Origin of the sequence: uncultured Parabacteroides sp. (assembly GCF_947855115.1) — a bacterium.
Classification (GTDB): domain Bacteria; phylum Bacteroidota; class Bacteroidia; order Bacteroidales; family Tannerellaceae; genus Parabacteroides.
Genome location: NZ_CANTZW010000025.1, coordinates 23,122 through 45,857 on the forward strand (window position 1 = coordinate 23,122; position 22,736 = coordinate 45,857).

Here is a 22,736-nt window from a genome sequence, read left to right on the forward strand (position 1 = left end):
TTATTCTTCAAACAGTTTTTTACTTTGTGCGCTTTTGCGTTCTTTTACCTTACGTTTTAGTCCTTTCTTTAGTTCTTTCTCCCTAACTTTCTTTGCATCCATTTCTTCCTGTGTCATTGGCTGGTAATCCTCTATGCCATTGGGGTATTTACCGTCAATGTATAATTTTACCAAACCTGCATGTGACAATGGCTTTGAAATATCTCGAAAGTCAATATTTGTATTATAATCTAATAATACAATATCTTGAATTTTGCTTTGCGCTTTAATTCTTTCTATTACATGATGAACTTCGGGAACATTATCCAGTACCCATTTATACGTTGGAAGATAGATAAGCATCCTCGCTTCAAAGTATCCCAATAACTCTTTACTATAAGCTCCTTTACTGTGTCCTTTAGGCATTCCATATTTTCGTACAGTCCGTTTTAAATCTCGCATTGTATCATTTTTGAATGTCGCAAAATCCACGCCTGCATTCTCAAAGACTTTTAGTCCTTGCCACACCGCTTCGACACAGGTAGCCTTTAATCCGTCAGTAAAAGGAATAGGTATATTTCCATGTGGATAAAACGGACTCAATATTTTTGCATATCGCATCTCTGAATTAGAGGTAATATCCAGTATTACAGCATTAGGATATTCTTCCTTTATTTTTTCTAATTTCCTTTTTTTGCTTTCTATATAAATCATAATTCAAAAATTATCAAGATTTACAATATATTTCTTTGGAACAAATGTCTTTACCATGACTTCTGCTTGATGAGGCTTAAAATCATCATCGTCTTTACGCACATAATTCCTTTTAGTAGCGTTAAAATTAACTCTTTTCAAATCATCTAATTCTCCTCCGTGAGTATGAAGTTTATCTGCTGCATTAATATCGGAAAACAGTGTACCTTTTAATAAGGCAACATCTACTTCAATTTTTAGAATGACTATATCGCTCCCCGATTGTTGTAAACGATAAGCCATAGGATGGTCATTACAAAAGCTCAAACGAACATAATCCTCTAAACCATATTTTTTATCTAACTCTTGTGAATCATAATCACCACCTTGACACGGAATAGTTATATTGTTTTTCTTGCAATAATGCCATGAGAATAGACCGCCATGCAACTTAATTGATGGAATATTTCGCCTATCTGTAAAATGATATAGATACTGAATACCATTATTATCCAATACTTGTTTGAAAGCAAACCAGTTTTCTTTTCGTTCAGTAGTTAGGACTTCTAATCGTTTCCTTTCTGCTAACTCTGCTTGCTCTTTCTTTCTGGCTTCTTCGGCAAGCCTGTCTGCTTCCTGTTGTCGTTGTCTTCGTTCTTCTGCTATTCTTTTTTCATTCTCTATCCTTTCCTTTTCTTCTCTTTCTCTTTTTTTGCGTTCTTCTTCCTCTTTGCGTTTTTGCTCTTCGGCTAGCCTAACAAGTCTTTCATGTTCTAATTTTCTTTCTAATTCAGCTAAGGATTTCTGTAAAAAAATGTATCGCCTTCTTATGGACGGCTCTTTTGTACGCACTATTTCATGCGTAATTACATCCATTATTTGCTTTGCATCTTGAAGCTTTTGTTGCGCAATAAAGGTTTCAAGTTTATCTAATAATAACTTTACCTTTTCTTCTTGCTCCTTTAATTCATGTGCTTCTTTTCTTAATCTGTCATCTTTTAAAGTTTGAAGAGAAGGTATATTCTCAAATTTACGCGGAGAAAAGACGCGAGTTTGTAATTCATCTTTTAGGGAAGGAGTATTTAAAGAATACCAATCAATTGGCGATTGTTTAAGTTTGTCCCTATTTTGCTTTACATGTTCTTTCCTTTTGTCAAGTTCATCATAAAGCGACTTAGAGGCAGATGGCTTGAGTTCACCATTTGCAGGGATTTCAGTTGGTGAACTATCATATAATCCAAATAGTTTTTTAAGCCATTTAAAAATCATACCATATATTTTTAACACGAAGCGTGAACTACAAATCGTTCACCTGTGTCGGAGGTCCTAGGAAACCTATACAAACAGATATAACAATAGCAGCCCACGCTATAGCGTGAGAACCACTATGCAATCATCGTTTGTATGTTTGGGAAATTTCCTAGGTTTCCGACACCACGATTAGCATAACGCTTCTTCTTTATTCTAATATGCCTTGGAAAGAGTTGTCTCAATCCAGCTACAAAAGTACAAAAACTCCGTGATATGTCACCAACTATTACGGACTTTATTTTGATTTACAACTTAATATCTCGATTTTGTTTCTTCGTTGGCAATCCCAATGCTTCCATATACTCGTCTTTCTTGCGTCTGAACCAACTTACATGTGAAACGCCGTCTATTTTGAGGTCAAATTTTCCATCCGAAGTTTCTTTAAGTGAACAAATCGAACCATCAGTCTTAAAGAGCTGTCGGAATTCAGAAGAATAGAGTTTACCTTTAATGGTGACATCCTTGAACATGCACAGCTTTTTGATTAGCCCATCGCTAAAATTTAGAGTATCACGCAAAAACTTGATAGTAGGCATCAGCTTTTCCACATAAGGGAAGTAGCGTTTGACAAAATCCGTAAATTCCGACAGTTTGCGGTATTGTCGTTCGTAAGCATTCTTCATTTCCTGCATCTGCTTGACATGTTGTTCTTCTCGTTGTATGGCTTTTTCTTCAAGTTCCTGTATGCGCTTTTGCAAATCTTCATTTCTATGTTCAAACTCTTTCAGTTTACCACCACCGAAAAGAGAACCGACTTTTGCCACGAATGCGGCTTTCGCTTCCGTCTTGGCTGCTTCCAGTTTCTCCGACTTGACTTCCTGCCTTACCTCGTCAAGCTGTTGCTCTGCTTGTTGCTGCTCTGTCTGTAACTGTTGCACATTGGCTTCAAGTTCACCCGTCTGCCGTATCAAATCACGGTAGTATTGGGCTGTTGTCGTATGCCGTGCTTCCGAGCCACGTACGCCACGTTGCAAACCGTATTTTTCCATTACTCTTGCGTAACTGTCGTGATAGGCAACGAGTTTCTCACGTGTCAGCACATCATCGGCACACAGACGCACGATATTGGCTTTCTTGCGGTAGGAGCGTTTACCTTCCGTCTGCTTTTTCTTGGCTTTCCTGCGCTCTCCTGTTACTATCGGTACGACCGTGGCATGAATGTGCGGTGTGTGCTCATCCATGTGCAGGACTGCCGAAACGGTATTTTCCTTGCCGAAGGTGCGATGAAGCCATTGAAGGTTGTCATCACACCATTCGTCAAGTCTGCCCTCGTCCTGTATTTTCATCATATCCTCGTGCGTACCCGAAAGTACGATTCTGATTGCCCGCACTTGGTCTGGAGTTATCTTCCGCTTGATGCCAGCCGTGCGGATGCGGTGGCTTATCGCTTCGGTACGGTCGGACACTCCATCGGGAAACTCCACCAGTTCACGGTTGAGATGTGTACGTGTAGGGTCTGCGTTCTTGGGTATGGTCTTACGTTCTATGTGGTCGGATGCGCCCGTGTCAGCCGAGCCTTTCGCTTTGTTGATTTGAATGCTTATATATCCCATGCTTGTTTTTCGTTTTCAGGTTTGACAATTTGGTTTGTTGGTTTCCGTCTGCTGCGGTCATGTCGCATGGCAAAGGGGGGTGTCCAGAGGGGGGTAACCCCGTTGGCTCATTGGGGCATTTTTAGCTGTGCCTGCACTGCGTAAAGAAAATGCCCTAATGAGCTATGGCTTTTCTGTTCTCAAAAGCCTGTGAGAGTACCAGCGGTATAGGCAGATCTTTTCTTTTCATTGATATGATACGCCTTCCCTTGTCGGCTGGTCGGACAACAGGCAGGTCGGATGTCCGACCGACCAGCTTGCGGATAGTGGCATTTCCTTCCATCCGTTTGTCCCGCAGACTTGTTGGTGGATAAAAATCCGGTGAATTGATGAGTTGATAGGATAATATACTGATAACCAAAATGATATACATTCATCATCGTTTCATCAAACCGCTCGCCAAAAGAAAAGTGATGTAGAGTGCGGTGTGTCCTTTCTTTTTCATCAGCCCGATTCTCTTGTTGAAAGGTTGATGAAGACGTAAGTTGCTGTTTCTCTTTATGTTTATATATACTTTCATCATCTCATCAAAATATCAGAATTTTTCCAGCTGTATTTTGTTTACCGTGTAGTAACGTCCTATTCCTCTCAATCGGCGAATAATGACAATCCCGATTCACAATCTTGTAGAGAATTGTACCTACGCAAATGATTCCTTTTTTTCTTCATGTTCTTGATACAGGTTTTAGTGCTGCCTACATTCTGTCGGCAACGGGTTAAACATGGTTGCAAAGCTACGGAAGTGTCGGTAAAATCTTGATACGCAAATCTATGCGGAACGGCGCAAAATAGGTCATGCCAAAAGAAAATGCAGTATAAACGGGTTGCTCTTTCAGGTAAAAGGAGATAAAAAAGCCCGAAGTCGTGGAATATGCACGTCTTCGGGGACTGGTTGTTGCAGATAATTACAGATTGACTGACGTACTGATTTACAGATTCAATGACTTCATGTCGTCACTACGTCAGATTAAACCGTTAATCATCAAATGGCTGAACATAAAAAGTTCATTCTAACATTCATCCGGCATTCTGTTATTCATTGACACCAGCAGGACTTGTTTTTCTTTTCGTCGGCACAATCTTTCCAGCAGGGCATTGCGAATCATTGCGGTACTTGACGTGTCAATACGGAAAGCGAGTGCCACCACCATCGGCAGGGCATACATGTCCGCATAATAGCCGTTGGGCAGCCTGATACGTTTTTCTGCTTCAAGAGGATTCAAAACTCCACACTTGTACACGGCACGGATGGCGGCACGGAGCGTCGGGGCGATTACCCCGAACAGTTCCACCAGCTCCATTTCATTCATCCATATATTACCTGTATCGGATGGTATGGTAATTCTACCATAGCTGTCCGTTGTGATTATTTCCCGTTTCATATCCCTGCCATTTTCACGTTTCCGAATGATTTGCTCAGTTTGTCGCCCAACATCGTGAGGTCATTATCCAATTTCTGCACGGTTATCTTCGCATAGATTTGCGTGGTCTCAATGTTCGTATGCCCCAAAATACGGCTGACGCTCTCGATTGGCATCCCTTTGCTGAGAGCCAGGGTCGCAAATCCGTGCCTTGAGCAATGAAAGCTGATTTTCTTGGTGATGCCGCATTCCTTTATCATCTTTCCCATACGCTTGCATATTGACCAATAGTTGAGATTGGGAAATACAAGATTGTTTTCCTGAAAAGCCTTGTAACGCTCGATTATCTGCAAGGGAATATCCAGCAGCTTTACCTGAAACGGTACACCCGTCTTGTGTCGTTTGGAAATAATCCATTTCTCACCGTTCACTTCCACAATCTGGTCATTGTTTAATTCCTTTATATCCACGAATGAGAGGGCGGTAAAACTGGCGAAAACAAAAATATCACGGAGATAGGAGTTCTTGGGGTCTTTGAACTGAAATTCCATCAATGTTTTCAGCTCATTCTCCGTCAGATATTCACGCTCTTTCGTGTTCGGGCTTATATGGAACTGGGCAAACGGATTTCTCGGTATATGTCCGTTGAAATGTGCCCGCATCACCACACCTTTCAGCCACATGCAGTTTTCCCATATCGAACCGTTGTGCAGTCCGGCTTCGTTGGAAAGGAACACGGCGAACTCCTTGATGAAGTCGGGCGTAAGTTCAGGCATGGAGATGTCGTTCCGCTTGTAATGTGACCTGATGAATGCTGCCACATGGTTTCTTGCCCGCACCCTTGCCATATAGGTAGCCCTGACCCTGTCTTTTCCGACACGCTTCTTGAACACTTCATTTTCCTTGTCGAAAGCACCGAGCAATGTTTCATACTCACCGCCCAATCCCTGATAGGCATTGCGTACCATTTCTGCCGTTACATACGCTTCACGGTCGGATATACGCTGGTAATGCTTGATGATTTGAGCCTTGATGTTGTCAAGCACAAGATTGGTTTCCCTCGCTTCCATACTCTTGCCCTTTGCCTTGTTCCCTTTGGCATCCCAAAGCTCTTTCGGGATAGTCCGCTTGCAGCTGAACTGTGCTACCGTTCCGTTGATTGTAACTCGTCCCATGATGGGGACAATTCCGTTCTTTTCCTTACTGCCGTTCACGTAGAACAGCACCTTGAATGTGCTTCTTGCCATACTCGTTTCTTTTTGGTTGCAAAACTATAAATCAACGAGTTACCTATTGATAAGCAAAGCTGCGCAGAACGCCGCAAAATGAAACAGGGACTGTTAAATCTGCACTTTCATCGGGTAATGATTAGGAAACCGTTCTTTTGCTTTAATCTGCTTTAAGACGGTTTTCAACTGTCTGCCCAACTTCTGCGTTTTTCTTCTAACTCCCTAATTATCAAATCCTGTTGCGTTAATCTGCTGCAATTCGGCGGATATTCCAGAGATTTTTCGTAACTTTGTATTTATAATATACTTTTTCTTTTATAAAATGCGATAGTTACAATAATGAATAGCAGTGAATTTATCACCATTTTCAAAAATGGCCAACAGAATATGGCTAAATGGAAACCTCTTGCTGATAACAAAGAAACTAGTATCGCAAATGTACTAGACTTTTTTTGTTGTGCCGGTGGTATGACACTAGGCTTCGCTTCATTGCCTAAATACTTCCATGTGTTAGGAGGCATTGACATTAATAACACGTCGTTAGAAGCATATAAGAAGAATTATTTTACACCCACTCTAAATGTCGATATAGCATCTATAGAACCGCAATCAGCAATTATTGCCGATACATTCGGTTTATCGGAAAACAGAAGAAAGCCATTAATTATCATTGGATGTGCACCATGCCAAGGATTTTCAGCTCATCGTAAAAAGGATTATCGTAAGCCGGAAGATAAAAGAAACACACTAATTGGTTATTTTGCGGACATAGCTGTACATCTGAATCCAGATTTCGTTGTTATGGAAAATGTCCCGGAGATTTTAAACGGTAAATATAAGAATCATTACAATGAGGCAAAGGGAGTTTTTACGACGCATGGTTATCACATAACGCAACATATCTATAATGCAGCAGGGTTTGGAGTGCCACAAGCTCGTTATAGAGCAATTATTGTCGCTTCTAAACACGCTTCTTTTAGACTGCCAGAAGAGATCCTTACGCCCGACAAATATGTAACCGTTAGAGACGCCATTGGCGATTTACCTCCAGTAGACGCACGCAATCAACGCCCTAGCGATTGTTATCATAAATGCTCCGCACACAGACAGAGCACTATAGACGTGATCGCACAAGTACCTCATGATGGTGGCAGTAGACCTAAAGGTGTAGGGCCTCGATGCTTAGATAAAGTGAAAGGATTTAGCGACGTCTATGGACGATTAAGTTGGGATAAACCCTCCATAACTATAACTCAATATGCCAGAAATCCTGCTAGTGGTAGATACTCCCATCCGGAACAAGATAGAGGATTAACCATTCGTGAGGCTGCACGACTACAAAGTTTCCCAGACGGTTATGAATGGAATGGCAGTCTTGGGGATAATTTTAAACAAATAGGTGAGGCTGTCCCCCCACTACTATCATTAGCGATAGCGTCACAAATCGCAATAACTCTAGAATACAACAATAAACAATGAAGAGTCAATACAAATGCATAGACAGTTTCTCTGGTGCCGGAGGGCTTTGCCTAGGTCTTATCGAGGCGGGGTTTGATGTGCTCTATAGCTTTGACATCGACTCGAAGTCCATCGCAACAATCAATGCCAATTCCAAATATTTCAAAGGACATAAAGCCGAAGTAAGGGATATTTACGACATCAATCCGCTCAAACTCCTACAAGATATCGGCTTGAAACCTGGCGAATTGGATTTGTTGGCCGGAGGACCACCCTGCCAGGGATTCTCCATACAGCGCATCGGCTCAGATATTGACGAACGAAACCATCTAGTTGAGGAGTACATTAGCAAAGTTATTGCCATCAATCCCAAAATGTTCATACTTGAAAACGTACCCGGCATAGAAGGTAAACGTGGCCTTGCCATCTTACAAAAGGCCCTTGAAACCGCCGAAAAATCAGGTTATTTCATACACAAGCAGATACTCGACGCACAAGACTACGGTGTACCACAGAGGCGCCGTAGGGTCGTGATCGTAGGGGAACGAAAGGAACATGCAGTTCCTATCTTTAAGTACCCGACCCCTTGCGAGCGCCATGTCACCGTAAGGGAGGTTATAGGACATCTGCCCATACCACCAGAGGATGGATCAGAACATCCCACACTATCGCTTCACCGTCGAGACCGTTTGTCTGCCAAGAATATCGAGAGATTACAGCATTTGCAACCCGGACAAGGCCGTAATTTCCTTCCGCAGAACCTACTTGCCGACTGTCATAAAGTGAGTTCTAATGTCATTGGGCACCGAAATGTATATGGCCGTATGCCATGGGATGATGTCGCTCCAACCATTACTGCTCGCTTCGATAGTTTCACTCGTGGCATGTTCGGGCACCCCGAACAAAATCGTAGTATTTCACTACGCGAGGGAGCGTTGCTACAAACCTTCCCCAAAGACTTCAATTTCGTAGGCAACAAAGTAGAAGTCGCCCGTCAAATAGGGAATGCCGTACCTGTGCTAATGGCAAAACAGATTGGACTACAAATAAAAAAATGTCTTGACGAATGGAACGATTGAAACAGATTCTGGATGAGTATATAAAAAAGTTGTCCAATGATTATAGGACTGCTCTCACAACAGGTAATGCCACGCCAGAGTTATCATTCCGGCCTGCCCTTGATGATTTTCTCAAACAGTTATCTGGATATATCAACCCAAAGATAGACCGGATTTTCGAACCACGCCAACAGGGTAAATACGGTCGTCCGGATTGGCTGTTTAGCAACAAAGAGACAATGGGTATCTATGGCTATGTCGAGGCAAAAAGTTTCAATCCTGCTATTCCTATTGACCCTGCGGCATACGAAAATCAAGTAAAACGCTATCTTTACCTCGGAAACCCTGTGATACTTACAGATGGTATCGACTTCATCATGTATACACCAGCAGGAAAGCCAAAGAATGTGTCGATATGCCAAAAGCCAATAGAATGGGGTAATATCACTCTGAATACCGATATCCTCCCACTATTCCAGAAGTTTTTCGAAGAAGAAGGCTACCGTACAGTTTCTGAAAAACAATTGGTATCGGAGCTCTCTAAACGTGCCAGATACCTTTCTGACGATTTAGAAGAAATACTCGCATTGGAAGAGGATGAGGCAGAAAACGAGACTGAACGTAAAACGATCGTTGCCCTCAAACTCCTTTGGGATGTAGCATCTAAGAGCCATGACAAGTCATTGGAGAACAATCATACTTTTGCAGGTTTTGTCGCACAAATACTTGCTTTCGGCCTGCTTTACGCCCACCGTTTTGTAAACGAGAAAAACATTCCACCAGTTAATAAATACAAACTGCTTCAAATTTTCTGGGATTCGTCTCTTTTCCATAAGGATGCCCAACGTCTGACCCCTTTCAAAACACTGGTAGATGCTTTAGCCGACGAATTGGATTCCTCATTCAGTAAACTTGGGATTTGGTATGACAACACACGTCGCTTGTTGTCTTGTATCCGTCTTACAGACCAGCAAGTGACAGCACCAAACTTTCACGAACTATACGAGACATTCCTAAGCGAATACGATGATAAGACACGCCGTGATTTTGGCGCATGGTATACCCCTATGTGTTTGGCCAACTATACGGTCAAATTTGTTGCCAATATCCTTCCAACTGTCATACAAGAAGAAACTATAGAAGGCAAAGCATTGAAAATCATAGATCCATGTTGTGGTACCGGAACATTTATCGAAGCTGTACTGAACAACCTGCAATTGCAAGTTGGTTCCCAGATCATAGGGTTTGAGATTCTTCCCGTTCCATACGCCCTTTCCAACTATCGTATATCAATGTTAAATGTCAAGGATAAGTCTGATATTGAGATCGTATTGACAAACACATTGAGCGATAGCACATTTAAACGGACTCAAATAGATAATAATGCAACGGATGCAGTATCGACATTTTTCTTAAAGGAACAACAAAAAGCTAAGAAATTTTCGACACCACCACTTACGGTCATTATAGGTAATCCCCCATGTTCCGACTCCATGGATACCAGCAATGAAGGAAAGATGATCGCCAAACTCATGAATGATTTCCGTCCATCCGTATGCAAAAGACGCTCAAACAAGCAGAAACAGCTAGCAAATGAAATGACAAAATTTCTACGCTGGTCTCTTTTCAAGGCAGAACAAAGCCGTCCTTCCGTGTTCGCTCTAATACTGCCAGCCACTTTTGCCAGCCACGTATCCTTCATTAACGCTCGCAAATATTTGTCCGAACATGTCAGCGAGATGTGGGTGCTTGAATTCGATGTAGACAATCGTGCCGGTCATCATGCAGAAAATATCTTTAACACAGTTCAAGGAAGGTTACTTCTTGTAGGAACACTATGTGAGCTTACATTTGAATTGCCTACAATACACTACAAAAGTATATGCGCAATGACGAAACGTGAGAAAGAGACATTCTTTAAGACACCGGTTAATATTGAAGGGTGGACATCTGTTCGCCTTGACAAAAATTATTCATTCAAACCGACCATCAACGTTGGCGAGGAACTATATTCCTGTTTTTGGCACCTTATATCAGACAATGATGCCCCTGCCATATTCGAGAGACATTGTTCCGGATTAAAATTAGCCCCCACTCACTTGTTAGTACATTTCTCCAAAGGACAACTTAAAAGACGCAGCCGATTCATTTCTGATGAGAACAACTCGTATGATGAAATAAAAAATCGCTGGTATAAAGGACAGGTCAAACCACCACCACAATCCAAACTTACACATGATGTAAAAGTCGCATTGGCCAATATCAATGGAAAGATTGTAGACTATTCTTTCCGGCCATTCCTTTCTGCCAGCCTCATTCTCGACAAAAAGCTTATGAACGCCTTACGAAAAACACCCGGAGGTGGAATGCGTGAGCGTCCAGAGGTGCAAGCAGCCTTCGCCGAAAAAAACGTATTCGGATTTGCGGCGGCACCTGCTCCCGCAGACATTTGTCCTGTCATCAAAAAGTTCACGTCTTTCTGTTGGCATCTTCCCGACAACGATCTTGTCACAAGAGGCAACTCACATATATTCTGCAATCGTTACCCTGAATATAAGGCCGGCGGCAAATGGATAGGAAAGCCCCAAAGTAACGTAAACCCTACATTAGTCCAAAAATTGTCTTCTATTCTCGAATACAATGTAGATGAGGTTATAGATCTCGTTGTCTTCTACTCTTATGCCGTTCTCAACTCTCAGTTGTACATGAAAACTTTCGAGGGAAAACTACATACAGTCGCAGGCGAATGGCCGGCAATTCCCATTACCAAGAGCAAAAATCTCTTTGACGAAATGGCAAATATTGGTAAGGCTATGGCAAATATCGAGAAGAATGATTTTGTCGTAGATACTTCGTTGCTATCAAAATTATTAGGAGAACAACTAAAATCATTTCCAGATGAATGTGAGATCCAAAACTATCGAGTATCGGATAGTTCGGTGATCTTTCAAGATACACGAAACAATGTTACTTTTACTCTCCATGTACCTAATGACATCCTCCGATTCGAAGTCTCCGGTTACAACGTAATTCGTGAATGGCTAAAATACCATTCATTCGCATACTATAGAAAATCATGCAAACGAGAGGATATTCTTGATTTATTCAATTTATTAGGTAAAATCCATGAATTCAAGGAACAAGTAATATTGGCAGATTATGTGATGGGAAAGATACTCTCATCTGAGATTTTAAAGCCATCACTTAAGTAAAAAGATACTCAAATTAACATTATACATATAATTTAAATATAGAATCATGTTAGACTTAACGACCCCTTCCGTATTATTTTCCGCCATATCCTTGATATTGTTGGCCTATACGAACCGCTTCCTTTCATACGCAAGCGTAGTGCGCGCACTGAAAGAAAAGCACCAGCAAACCCATGATCCCAAGGACATCGCCCAGATAGCGAACTTACGGAAAAGGCTCTATCTGACCCGTTCCATGCAAATACTAGGCATACTCAGCTTGCTGCTCTGCGTGATCGCCATGTTCTTCATCTATATATCATGGCAGATTTTCGCCGCCTGGATATTTGGCGCGGCCTTGTTACTACTAGCCGCCTCTTTATGTGTATGTATCTGGGAAATAAACATTTCTGTTAAAGCCTTGGAAATTCATTTAGAAGATATCAGTTCTAAAGAGAAGTTAAAACCGTAAACAACTCTAAATTTTCCATCGAAATGTTTTGCCAGTTCGGAGAGATCCTCTATCTTTGCACTCGCAATCGGGAAATCAGCTTCTTAGAACGCTAAAAGTGAGAACTTTGACATTTTGGCCCATTCGTCTATCGGCTAGGACGCAAGATTTTCATTCTTGAAAGAGGGGTTCGATTCCCCTATGGGCTACAATAAACAAGATTAAAAAAACAATAAAGAGAAGATCTAGAAATGGCAAACCATAAGTCATCAATCAAGAGAATCAGACAGACAAACGCAAGACGTTTGCGTAACAGATATTACGCAAAGACAGCTAGAAACGCTATGAGAGTTTTGCGCGCTACTGAAGACAAGAACGAGGCACAAGCTTTGTTCCCGAAAGTATGCTCTATGTTGGATAAGCTTGCGAAAAAGAACGTTATCCACAAGAACAAGGCTGGTAATCTGAAATCCAAGTTGGCTAAGCACGTTAATGCGCTGGCATAAGCAGAAGGTAATTACTTTTACTAGTATAAAGCCGGACTCTTGATAAGCCCGGCTTTTTTAAGCCCGATGGCCCATTCGTCTATCGGCTAGGACGCAAGATTTTCATTCTTGAAAGAGGGGTTCGATTCCCCTATGGGCTACCATCATAAGGAGAGAGATAGGCATATGGCTTACCTCTCTTTTTTCATACCCGCTTTTTTCGCTATTTTCACATCCCCCACTTCGCTATCTCAATAAAAATCACTACATTTGTTAGATTTTTTTGAGGACATAGATAATTACAGATTTTAAAGAAAGATAAACTCATGAGTGAAGAAATTAAGAATACTTCTACAGAGTACTCCGCAGATAGTATTCAAGTACTTGAAGGGTTAGAGGCAGTACGAAAAAGGCCATCCATGTATATTGGCGATACCAGCGAAAAAGGTCTCCATCACTTAGTGTATGAGGTCGTAGATAACTCTATAGACGAAGCATTAGCCGGATATTGTACATACATTGACGTGGTAATCAATGAGGACAACTCGATCACGGTTACCGATGACGGCCGTGGTATCCCCGTGGATATTCATGAGAAAGAAGGTAAATCTGCCCTGGAGGTAGTACTGACGGTACTGCACGCCGGAGGTAAGTTCGACAAAGGGACCTATAAGGTATCCGGAGGCTTACACGGTGTTGGCGTATCCTGCGTGAACGCCCTCTCTACCTACCTGAAAGCGGAGGTTCGCAGGAATGGCAAGGTGCATATGCAGGAGTTCTCCTGCGGAAAACCGTTGCACGACGTACAGGTAGTAGGCAACACGGATAAAACAGGCACAACGATTTCTTTCAAGCCTGATGGTTCCATCTTTACGGTCACGGAATATAAATACGATATATTGGCTACCCGTTTACGCGAATTAGCGTTCCTGAACGCAGGTATCACGTTGCGTCTAACAGACAGGCGTACCCAAAGAGAAGACGGCTCCTTCAAATCCGAGATATTCCATTCGGACGAGGGCCTGAAAGAGTTTGTCCGCTATATCGACCGCTCCAAGGAGAAACTGATTCCAGACGTGATCCATATCATAACCGAGAAACAGGGTATCCCCGTCGAGGTAGCGCTAACTTATAATACATCTTACAACGAGAGTGTATTCTCTTACGTGAATGATATCAATACGATAGAAGGTGGTACGCACTTGGCCGGTTTCCGCCGGGGGTTGACACGTACGCTGAAGAAATACGCCGAGGATTCCAAATTATTGGAGAAGGCCAAAGTGGAGATTCAAGGGGACGACTTCCGCGAAGGCCTGACCGCCGTTATCTCGATCAAGGTAGCCGAGCCTCAGTTCGAGGGGCAGACAAAGACGAAACTCGGCAACAGCGAGGTAACCGGTGCCGTAGACATGGCGATCGGCGAGGCGTTAGGTTACTATCTGGAAGAACACCCGAAAGAAGCGAAAATAATCGTAGACAAGGTGATCTTGGCGGCCCAAGCACGCCACGCCGCCCGCAAAGCCCGCGAACTGGTACAACGTAAATCCCCGCTGACGGGAGGAGGACTTCCCGGCAAGTTGGCGGACTGTTCCTCTAAAGATGCCTCGATCTGCGAATTGTTCCTTGTCGAGGGAGATTCTGCCGGTGGTACAGCCAAACAAGGGCGCGACCGTAACTTCCAAGCCATCCTGCCCCTGCGCGGTAAGATATTGAACGTAGAGAAAGCGATGGATCATAAGATTTTCGAAAGCGAGGAAATCCAGAACATCTATCGTGCGATGGGGGTAACCGTCGGTACGGAAGACGACCCGAAAGCCCTGAACATGGAGAAACTGCGCTACCACAAGATTATCATCATGACCGATGCCGATGTAGACGGGAGCCATATCGCCACCTTGATCCTTACCTTCTTCTTCCGCCGTATGCGCTCGGTGATAGAGAACGGATATGTTTATCTGGCCACTCCCCCATTGTATAAATGCAGCAAAGGGAAATACGAGGAATACTGTTGGACGGATCAACAACGCCAGCAATTCATCTTGAAATACGGAGGAGGCAATGAAGGCCAGATCCGCACACAACGATATAAAGGTTTGGGAGAGATGAACGACCATCAATTATGGGATACAACCATGAACCCGGAAAACCGTACGTTGAAACAAATCACGATCGACAACGCGGCCGAGGCCGATCAAATCTTCTCCATGTTGATGGGTGAGGATGTAGGGCCTCGTCGCGAGTTTATCGAGGAGAACGCTACTTATGCTAACATAGATGCTTAAAATCATGAAAGTCCGTCGTCCGAACCTAGAGGCTCTATACAAGGAAGTCGATAATTATATAGCGGCCAAAGAAAACCTCCAACCTCCCCGAATAGGGATATCAGCCAATCGGAGAGACGGACTTTCCTGCATAGCCGAGACCTATGTGCAAGCCGTGCTAGACGCAGGAGGAGCCCCGGTGCTCATCCCTGTGATCACGGACGTGAAGGCATTGACCGAACTGGTTTCCGTATTAGACGGGCTGGTCATGAGCGGAGGTGGAGACATCAATCCGCTCTATTTACATGAGGAGCCTATCCCCCAATTGCAAGATGTCGATACGCTACGGGACGAATATGATTTGATCCTGCTTCGTCTGGCCGCCAACCGGCAAATCCCGATCATGGGTATCTGCCGGGGACATCAGATCTTGAACGTGGCGTTCGGGGGAAGTGTTTATCAGGACATCCATTCGCAAACCAATCATCCATTATTAAAACACAGCCAGACTCTGGCCCGGGAATATCCGTCGCATACGGTGACGCTTGAGCCGGGAACGAGTCGGTTACGCAGTGTTCTCAAAGGGGAAGAACAGATACTTGTCAATTCTTTCCACCACCAAGCGGTAAAAGAAGTCGCTCCCGGATTTAGGGCAACGGCAACCGCTCCGGACGGGATCAACGAGGCCATGGAGGCTATGGAGAAATCGATATTCAGCGTGCAATGGCACCCGGAAGCCATGGCTCCACAAGGGGATGAGCACATGAAAGCCTTGTTCGCCTACCACATTGAGAACGCCCGCCGATTCGCGAAAGCCAAAATGATCCACCAACGGATCGTGACGATCGATTCTCACACAGATACCCCCATGATCTTTCCCGGAGAATTTAATATCGGGGAGAAAGAAGGAGGAAAAGTAAATCTTCCTTTCATGGAGGAAGGGCGGATCGACGCTACATTCATGGTGGCTTATATCCCGCAAGGCCAACGAGATGAGGTTTCCTTACAGGCAGCGACCGCATATGCGGTCGAGCGACTGAATCAGGTAAAACGCCAGCAGACCTTACATCCGGGCCGGATGGCTATAGCCACGACCCCCCAAGAGATCTTGGCGATCAAGCGACAAGGGAAAAAAGCGATCTGTCTCGGTATCGAGAATGGATACGCTTTGGGGAAACGGATCGAGAACCTACGAATGTTCAAGGATATGGGAGTCTCTTATATCACCCTATGTCACAACGGAGATAATGATATTTGCGATTCCGCGAGAGGAAAACAGGAATGGAAAGGCTTAAGTCCTTTCGGCAAAGAGGTGGTAAAAGAGATGAACCGACTAGGTATCATGATAGATATCTCACATGCCGCGGAAAGTAGCTTTTATGACGTGCTAGAGGTGAGCGAGACCCCGATCATAGCCTCCCACTCGTCCGCACGTGCGCTTTGCGACCATCCCCGTAACTTAACGGACGATCAACTGAAGGCGTTGGCCGCCCAAGGTGGTGTAGCTCAAATCTGCCTATATAAAGGATTCATTAACGAGGAAGCGGAAAAGGCCTCTTTAAGCGACGCAATCCGGCATATCAATCATATCGTGGATTTAGTAGGGACCGACCATGTCGGTATCGGCTCGGATTTCGACGGAGACGGGGAATTGATAGGCTGTTCCGCTACCAACGAGTTGATAAATATCACCGTCCGGCTGTTGGAAGAGGGGTATACGGAAGAAGATATACGGAAAATATGGGGCGGTAACTTACTAAGAGTCATGAGCGCCATACAAGATTACCCGGATAAGTAACATACAAAAAATTACATATTATGAAAAAGTTCTTATACACAACAATATGCGCCTGCGGTATTCTATGTGGGGCGCAAGCGCAAACTCCCGGGTCGAAGGTTCCAGACTTGAAGAAGCTATATGAGTTGACAGATTCCTGCGATGTAAACGTACGAGCGCCCTACTCCCCGTTGATCGGCCTGTCTGCCAGTATATCAAACGGAGCTTCCCGTGTAGGGGCCACTTATATCCAATCTATCGTAAAGGCCGGGGGAACTCCGGTCATAATACCGGCGGTAACAGACGGTAAGGTACTCAGGAACATCGTGTCGAACCTAGACGGCCTCATCCTGACAGGAGGAGCGGACATCAATCCTCTATGGTATGGCGAAGAGCCTAAAGAAGAGCTGGCCGAGGTTGATCCCACACGAGATCTTTATGAGCTGAAACTGGTCAAAATGGCGACAGACCATAATATCCCGGTCTTAGGCATATGCCGGGGACTGCAATTATTAAACGTAGCTTTTGGCGGTACGCTTTATCAAGATATCCCCTCACAACGAGGCGATCTTCACATCAAGCACAACCAGGCTTTACCCAGCGCATATGGCTCACATCGTATTTTCGTAGATTCCAACTCGCGACTCGCCTCAATATTAGGCGAGGACACCTTAACCGTAAACTCTCTTCATCACCAGGCTATCAAGGATCTGGCACCAATTTTCAAGGTTACGGCCTTGGCTCCCGACAGTATTGTCGAAGCGATCGACGCATACCCGAACCATTCGATCATGGGGGTTCAATGGCATCCGGAAGCCTTGACTTACGGGGGAGACACCACGATGTTAAAGATATTCCGCCATCTGATAGATAAAGCGAAAACATTCCACCAAGCCAAGGAAATGCACAAGCGTTTTCTATCCGTGGATACGCATACCGACACACCTTTCTGGTTTAAGCGTGCCGGATTCAGCATCGCAGACCGGGAGCGAAACCGGGTAAACATCCCGAAAATGCAAGAAGGAAAGCTGGATGGCGTATTCCTCGCCGCTTTTATCGGGCAAGGTAAGCGCGACGAGGCCTCTTTACAGGAGGCGGTACAAAAAGTGACCGGTCTGATCGAAGGTATCCGCAAGCAAGCGGAATTGAACAAGGATATTTGTGGCATCGCCATAACGACCCAAGATTTCATACGTTTAAAAAACGAGGGGAAGAAGGCGTTCTTCATCGGCATAGAGAACGGATACGGTATCGGTAAGGATTTGGCGAACATCGCTAAGTTCAAGGCGATGGGTGTCAATTATATCACGCTTTGCCATTCTTACGATAACGATATTTGCGATTCTTCTACCCATACAAAGAAAGAGTGGGATGGTTTAAGCCCGTTCGGGAAAGAAGTCGTGAGAGAGATGAATCGCCAGGGCATCATGGTAGACATGTCTCATGCCTCCGAGAAGTCATTCTGGGATGTCATCAAATTATCTGAGGCTCCGATCATCTGTTCGCACTCCTCTTCCATGGTGAAATGTAAGCATGACCGTAACCTGACCGACGAGCAACTAAAAGCCCTTGCCCAAAATGGGGGCGTGGCACAGGTTTGCCTGCTCGACCGCTATATCAACGAGGATTATAAAAACGCAAGCCTCACCGACGCTATCGAACATATTGACCATATGGTGAAAATAGCCGGTATCGATCATGTAGGCATCGGTTCCGATTTTGACGGTGGAGGCGGGATAATCGGTTGCGAGAGCGACAACGATTTCATACAGATCACGGTTAAATTAATAGAGAAAGGATATACCGAGGAAGATATCGCCAAGATATGGGGTGGAAACTTGATGCGCGTACTGGACGAGGTTCAAGCGGCCGCCTCCGTAAAAACATTATAAACAAAACATATTTATGATCAGATTATTTTTTACGTTATTGAGTTTTGCTCTTTTATCATGTGGAGCTAAAGAAACCAAAGAGACCAGTAATATGACAGAAGTCAAGAAGCAACCAGTCACTTCGGTTGTCCCCGATTTCAACGCGGACAGCGCCTACGCTTATGTAGCGAACCAGGTTGCTTTTGGTCCGCGCGTACCTAACACGGCGGCTCATAAAGCTTGCGGGGATTATTTAGCGTCCGAACTGAAACGCTTCGGAGCCAAAGTCTATCAGCAGGAAGCGATACTGACCGCCTACGACGGAACGAAGCTGGAAGCGAGAAACATCATAGGTTCGTTTGATCCGGAGAATAGTAAACGTGTCTTACTATTCGCACATTGGGACAGCCGTCCCTATTCGGACCACGATCCCGATCCTTCCAAGCACCGGACTCCATTGGACGGAGCGGACGATGGGGGTAGCGGTGTAGGTGCCTTATTGGAGATCGCCCGCCAAATCGGACAAAAGGCCCCGGGTATCGGCATCGATATTATTTTCTTCGACGCGGAGGATTATGGTACGCCGGAATTCGTAACCGATTATACACCGGATAGCTGGTGCCTAGGTACCCAGTTCTGGGCAAAAAATCCGCATGTTCCCAATTATACGGCAGAATACGGGATCTTATTGGATATGGTGGGCGGCAAGAACGCCACGTTTTTCAAGGAACAACAATCCTTGCGTGCGGCAGCCCCGATCGTTGAGATGGTATGGAGCGCGGCCCGTGATTTGGGATATGGAAAATATTTCATTAACGCCACCGGTGGAGCAATCACAGACGATCATCAATATGTGATCAGCGGGCGTAATATCCCGAGTATCGACATCATCAACTATGACCCGGAGTCTAAAACAGGTTTCGCCAGTTACTGGCATACGCAAAAAGATAATATGGAGAATATAGACCGTGAGACTCTAAAAGCTGCCGGTCAAACCGTACTGGAAGTAATATACAATCGATAAAATACTGATAAAATGACAATCAATGAACTTCAAGACAATGTAATCGAAGAATTCTCTGTCTTCGATGATTGGATGGATAAATATGCGTTATTAATAGATCTGGGAAATTCCCTTCCCCCGCTCGATGAGAAATATAAAACGGAAAGCAACTTGATCGAGGGTTGTCAAAGCCGGGTTTGGTTCCAAGCGGATTATGTGGACGGTAAGATTATTTTCCAAGGAGAAAGCGATGCCGTGATCGTAAAAGGTATCGTATCCTTGCTGATCCAGATCTTATCGGGCCATACCCCTCAAGAAATCTTGGACGCGGATCTTTATTTTATAGACAAGGTAGGATTAAAAGAACATTTATCCCCTACCCGTTCCAACGGATTGGTAGCGATGGTGAAGCAAATGCGTCTATACGCGATGGCTTACCGGGCAAAGGAACAACAATAAAAGCAGGTATTTTCACACGTATATAGGCACGAGCCGAAACGTATATACGTGTAAGCCTACACCGATATAGGCATAGCCTTATGCGTATATACGTATGAGGCTATGCCTATATACGTATTAAAAACCGAGTGTAAGTTGCTCCGGTAAGAGCGTAAAAGTCTTGCGGTGATAAGGTGTAATTCCATGGGTACGAATCGCTTCCCTGTGGGCTTTGGTAGGATAGCCTTTATTATCCAGCCAATGATAAGCGGGGTATTCCAAAGCCAATTCGTTCATATAATCATCCCGATACGTTTTAGCCAATATAGAAGCGGCGGCGATACTCAGGTATTTACCGTCGCCTTTTACTACGGTGGTATGTGGAATACCGGGATAGGGGGTGAAACGGTTTCCATCGATCAATAAATGTTCCGGCTGTACTTTCAATTGCTCGATCGCACGATGCATAGCCAAGAAAGAGGCCTTTAAGATATTAATCTTATCAATCTCTTCCGGACTGACGATTCCTACCGCCCAAGCGATCGCCTCACGCTCGATGACGGGACGAAGCTTATATCGTTTCTTCTCGCTTAATTGTTTGCTATCGTTTAAATCCTCATTCTTGAAATCCTTCGGAAGAATCACGGCGGCGGCGAATACCGCACCCGCCAAACAACCTCTTCCCGCCTCATCGCACCCGGCCTCTATACGCCCGGCTTCCATATAAGGTAACAACATATCCCAGTTTATTATTTATCGTATATATCGTTTTGTAGAGACGGAGCGTGCTCCGTCTCATCCCTTCAAAATGGTAACTTAAAAATACCATTCGTTTGTGGGAGACGGGGCACGCCCCGTCTCTACTAGATTGTACATTATTTTTGCTCTTTTACAATCCAAGGGCGAAGCACGAACCAAGCGAATGCAGTAGCGGCGATCACTCCGCAAGTATTCGCCAAGAAATCAAACCAATCCCCACCCCGGTATGTCGTACAATATTCTTGCAATATCTCAATAATCCCACTCATAGCGATCGGGCATAAAACCGCCCCGATCCAAGCATGTCCTAATACCGTCTCATACTTCCGGTGATTCCGCAAAAACTCCAGCCATAGCATACCCGACATTCCTCCATACATACAGAAATGAACCACCTTGTCTACCCCCGGGAATAAAGGAATATCATCCATCTTCGGCGGCTTAAAAAACGACAAGTAAATAACGATCAATATAATCGCCAATGAAAACGGATATTTCTTAATATAATACATCATACTCAAAACATCTTCCGAACTCGTTCCACACCAGCGATGAACGTATCGATCTCTTCTTTCGTATTGTAAAAGGAGAAAGATGCCCGTACCGTACCCTCGATCCCTAAGGCATGCATCAAAGGCTGGGCGCAATGATGTCCTGTACGAACCGCTACTCCCAGACGATCCAGCAACATCCCCATATCATAATGATGGATATTACCCACCAAAAAAGAAAGAACCGCCCCTTTATGATCCGCTTGCCCGAAAATACGCATCCCCTCGATCGTATTTAATCCTGTGGTCGCATACCGCAAAAGCTCATCCTCATAAACAGCTATATTCTCTATACCGATCCGGTCTACATACCGCAAGGCCTCCGCTAATGCCGTGCTACCGATATAGTCCGGAGTTCCCGCCTCGAACTTAAAGGGAAGCTCGTTAAAAGTCGTTTTCTCGAACGATACCGTAGCGATCATCTCTCCACCTCCCTGATACGGAGGAAGTTTATCCAACCACTCCTCTTTGCCATATAAGACTCCGATACCCGTCGGCCCATAAATCTTATGTCCGGAGAAAACATAGAATTCCGCATCCAAATCCTGCACATCCACTTTCATATGCGGTACGGCTTGAGCACCGTCTACCAACACCGGCACACCTTGCCCATGAGCGATCTCTACCATCTCTTTTACCGGATTGACCGTACCCAACACATTGGATACATGAGTCACGGAAACCAGACGAGTTTTATCCGAGAATAATCTACGATATTCATCCAAATTCAACTCCCCCTTCTCATTCATCGGGATCACCTTCAGCGCAATCCCTTTCCGGGCCGCTTGTATCTGCCAAGGAACGATATTGGAATGATGCTCCATCACGGACACGATCACCTCATCTCCCGCCGACATACATTCGTCCGTAAAGCTGGAAGCGATCAAATTAATGGATTCCGTAGTCCCCCGGGTAAAAATAATCTCATTCGAGGAACGGGCATTCAAGAAATGCTGTACCGTTCTGCGAGCCTCCTCATGCGCCTCTGTCGCCACTTGGCTCAAAAAGTGTACTCCCCGGTGGATATTGGCGTTTACGTTATAATATCCGTTCTCTATCTTTTCTACCACCTGACGAGGTTTCTGGGTCGTAGCACCATTATCAAAATATATCAGCGGTTTATCGTATATCTTATGATCCAAGATCGGAAAGTCTTTTCGGATCGCTTGAACATCTAGCATAGTCTTACTTCTTTTTGTCTTAAAATTACGAGAGCCAAAGATACAAAAAAAAGGCTTTCTCGCTGAAAGAAAGCCTTTTTTATCATT

At 44.4% G+C, this 22,736-nt stretch carries 19 protein-coding genes and 2 tRNA genes; 12 read left to right on the top strand and 9 right to left on the bottom strand.

All coding sequences use genetic code 11. The features are described from left to right. From Q0110_RS13975 to Q0110_RS14000, 6 genes are all read right to left on the bottom strand, one after another. A complete protein-coding gene (locus tag Q0110_RS13975) occupies positions 1-693 on the bottom strand; it encodes a hypothetical protein (protein ID WP_134770777.1) in 693 nt (230 codons plus the stop codon). A 3-nt stretch (positions 694-696) separates the two neighbouring features. Then, on the bottom strand, positions 697-1,941 hold the full coding sequence (locus Q0110_RS13980) for a DarT ssDNA thymidine ADP-ribosyltransferase family protein (protein ID WP_297907558.1): 1,245 nt from the start codon (positions 1,939-1,941) through the stop codon (positions 697-699). A gap of 287 nt (positions 1,942-2,228) precedes the next feature. After that, positions 2,229-3,536 carry a MobV family relaxase gene (gene mobV / locus Q0110_RS13985; protein WP_134770775.1) on the bottom strand — a complete coding sequence of 436 codons (1,308 nt, stop codon included), beginning with the start codon at positions 3,534-3,536 and terminating at the stop codon, positions 2,229-2,231. Between the two features lie 154 nt (positions 3,537-3,690). Next, on the bottom strand, positions 3,691-3,948 hold the full coding sequence (locus Q0110_RS13990; protein ID WP_297907562.1) for a hypothetical protein: 258 nt from the start codon (positions 3,946-3,948) through the stop codon (positions 3,691-3,693). Between the two features lie 637 nt (positions 3,949-4,585). After that, the gene (locus Q0110_RS13995) at positions 4,586-4,957 is read right to left on the bottom strand and encodes a hypothetical protein (RefSeq protein ID WP_297907565.1); all 372 of its coding nucleotides are present in this window, start codon (positions 4,955-4,957) and stop codon (positions 4,586-4,588) included. Next, positions 4,954-6,183 (bottom strand): site-specific integrase, encoded by a 1,230-nt coding sequence (locus Q0110_RS14000; protein WP_297907568.1) that lies wholly within the window; start codon positions 6,181-6,183, stop codon positions 4,954-4,956. Before Q0110_RS14000 ends, Q0110_RS13995 begins: the two co-directional genes overlap by 4 nt. A gap of 321 nt (positions 6,184-6,504) precedes the next feature. On the opposite strand from Q0110_RS14000, the gene Q0110_RS14005 reads away from it, so the two are divergent. The 12 genes from Q0110_RS14005 (at position 6,505) to Q0110_RS14060 (ending at position 20,179) form a co-directional block, all read left to right on the top strand. After that, a complete protein-coding gene (locus Q0110_RS14005) occupies positions 6,505-7,644 on the top strand; it encodes a DNA cytosine methyltransferase (protein WP_297907571.1) in 1,140 nt (379 codons plus the stop codon). Next, positions 7,641-8,702 (top strand): DNA cytosine methyltransferase, encoded by a 1,062-nt coding sequence (locus Q0110_RS14010; protein WP_297907574.1) that lies wholly within the window; start codon positions 7,641-7,643, stop codon positions 8,700-8,702. Before Q0110_RS14005 ends, Q0110_RS14010 begins: the two co-directional genes overlap by 4 nt. Then, positions 8,690-11,893 carry a type ISP restriction/modification enzyme gene (locus Q0110_RS14015; protein ID WP_297907577.1) on the top strand — a complete coding sequence of 1,068 codons (3,204 nt, stop codon included), beginning with the start codon at positions 8,690-8,692 and terminating at the stop codon, positions 11,891-11,893. The genes Q0110_RS14010 and Q0110_RS14015 overlap by 13 nt, the downstream gene beginning before the upstream one ends. Positions 11,894-11,939: 46 nt before the next feature. Next, positions 11,940-12,344 (top strand): DUF2721 domain-containing protein, encoded by a 405-nt coding sequence (locus Q0110_RS14020; protein ID WP_297907580.1) that lies wholly within the window; start codon positions 11,940-11,942, stop codon positions 12,342-12,344. Between the two features lie 116 nt (positions 12,345-12,460). After that, positions 12,461-12,532 (top strand) — tRNA-Glu (locus Q0110_RS14025). Between the two features lie 42 nt (positions 12,533-12,574). Beyond that, positions 12,575-12,829, top strand: coding sequence for a 30S ribosomal protein S20 (rpsT, locus tag Q0110_RS14030; protein ID WP_297907583.1), 255 nt, complete (start codon positions 12,575-12,577; stop codon positions 12,827-12,829). A 68-nt stretch (positions 12,830-12,897) separates the two neighbouring features. Continuing rightward, positions 12,898-12,972: transfer RNA gene (locus tag Q0110_RS14035), tRNA-Glu, on the top strand. Positions 12,973-13,134: 162 nt separating this feature from the next. Next, positions 13,135-15,090, top strand: coding sequence for a DNA topoisomerase (ATP-hydrolyzing) subunit B (gene gyrB / locus Q0110_RS14040; RefSeq protein WP_297907586.1), 1,956 nt, complete (start codon positions 13,135-13,137; stop codon positions 15,088-15,090). Further along, positions 15,083-16,867 carry a gamma-glutamyl-gamma-aminobutyrate hydrolase family protein gene (locus tag Q0110_RS14045; protein ID WP_297907589.1) on the top strand — a complete coding sequence of 595 codons (1,785 nt, stop codon included), beginning with the start codon at positions 15,083-15,085 and terminating at the stop codon, positions 16,865-16,867. The genes gyrB and Q0110_RS14045 overlap by 8 nt, the downstream gene beginning before the upstream one ends. Before the next feature lie 20 nt (positions 16,868-16,887). Next, entirely contained in the window at positions 16,888-18,738 is a 1,851-nt protein-coding gene (locus Q0110_RS14050; RefSeq protein ID WP_297907592.1) for a membrane dipeptidase, read from the top strand. 13 nt (positions 18,739-18,751) lie between these two features. Continuing rightward, positions 18,752-19,741 (top strand): M28 family peptidase, encoded by a 990-nt coding sequence (locus Q0110_RS14055; protein WP_297907596.1) that lies wholly within the window; start codon positions 18,752-18,754, stop codon positions 19,739-19,741. Between the two features lie 12 nt (positions 19,742-19,753). Continuing rightward, a complete protein-coding gene (locus Q0110_RS14060; protein WP_005867596.1) occupies positions 19,754-20,179 on the top strand; it encodes a SufE family protein in 426 nt (141 codons plus the stop codon). Positions 20,180-20,296: 117 nt separating this feature from the next. Here the strand turns inward: Q0110_RS14060 and Q0110_RS14065 are convergent, their stop codons facing one another. The 3 genes from Q0110_RS14065 to Q0110_RS14075 all read right to left on the bottom strand — a co-directional run bounded on the left by Q0110_RS14065 (position 20,297) and on the right by Q0110_RS14075 (position 22,649). Continuing rightward, positions 20,297-20,896 carry a ribonuclease HII gene (locus Q0110_RS14065; RefSeq protein WP_297907606.1) on the bottom strand — a complete coding sequence of 200 codons (600 nt, stop codon included), beginning with the start codon at positions 20,894-20,896 and terminating at the stop codon, positions 20,297-20,299. A gap of 137 nt (positions 20,897-21,033) precedes the next feature. Then, the gene (locus tag Q0110_RS14070) at positions 21,034-21,432 is read right to left on the bottom strand and encodes a VanZ family protein (RefSeq protein WP_297907609.1); all 399 of its coding nucleotides are present in this window, start codon (positions 21,430-21,432) and stop codon (positions 21,034-21,036) included. Positions 21,433-21,434: 2 nt separating this feature from the next. After that, complete coding sequence (locus Q0110_RS14075) at positions 21,435-22,649, bottom strand: cysteine desulfurase (RefSeq protein ID WP_297907612.1); 1,215 nt, start codon at positions 22,647-22,649, stop codon at positions 21,435-21,437. Positions 22,650-22,736 lie beyond the last annotated feature (87 nt).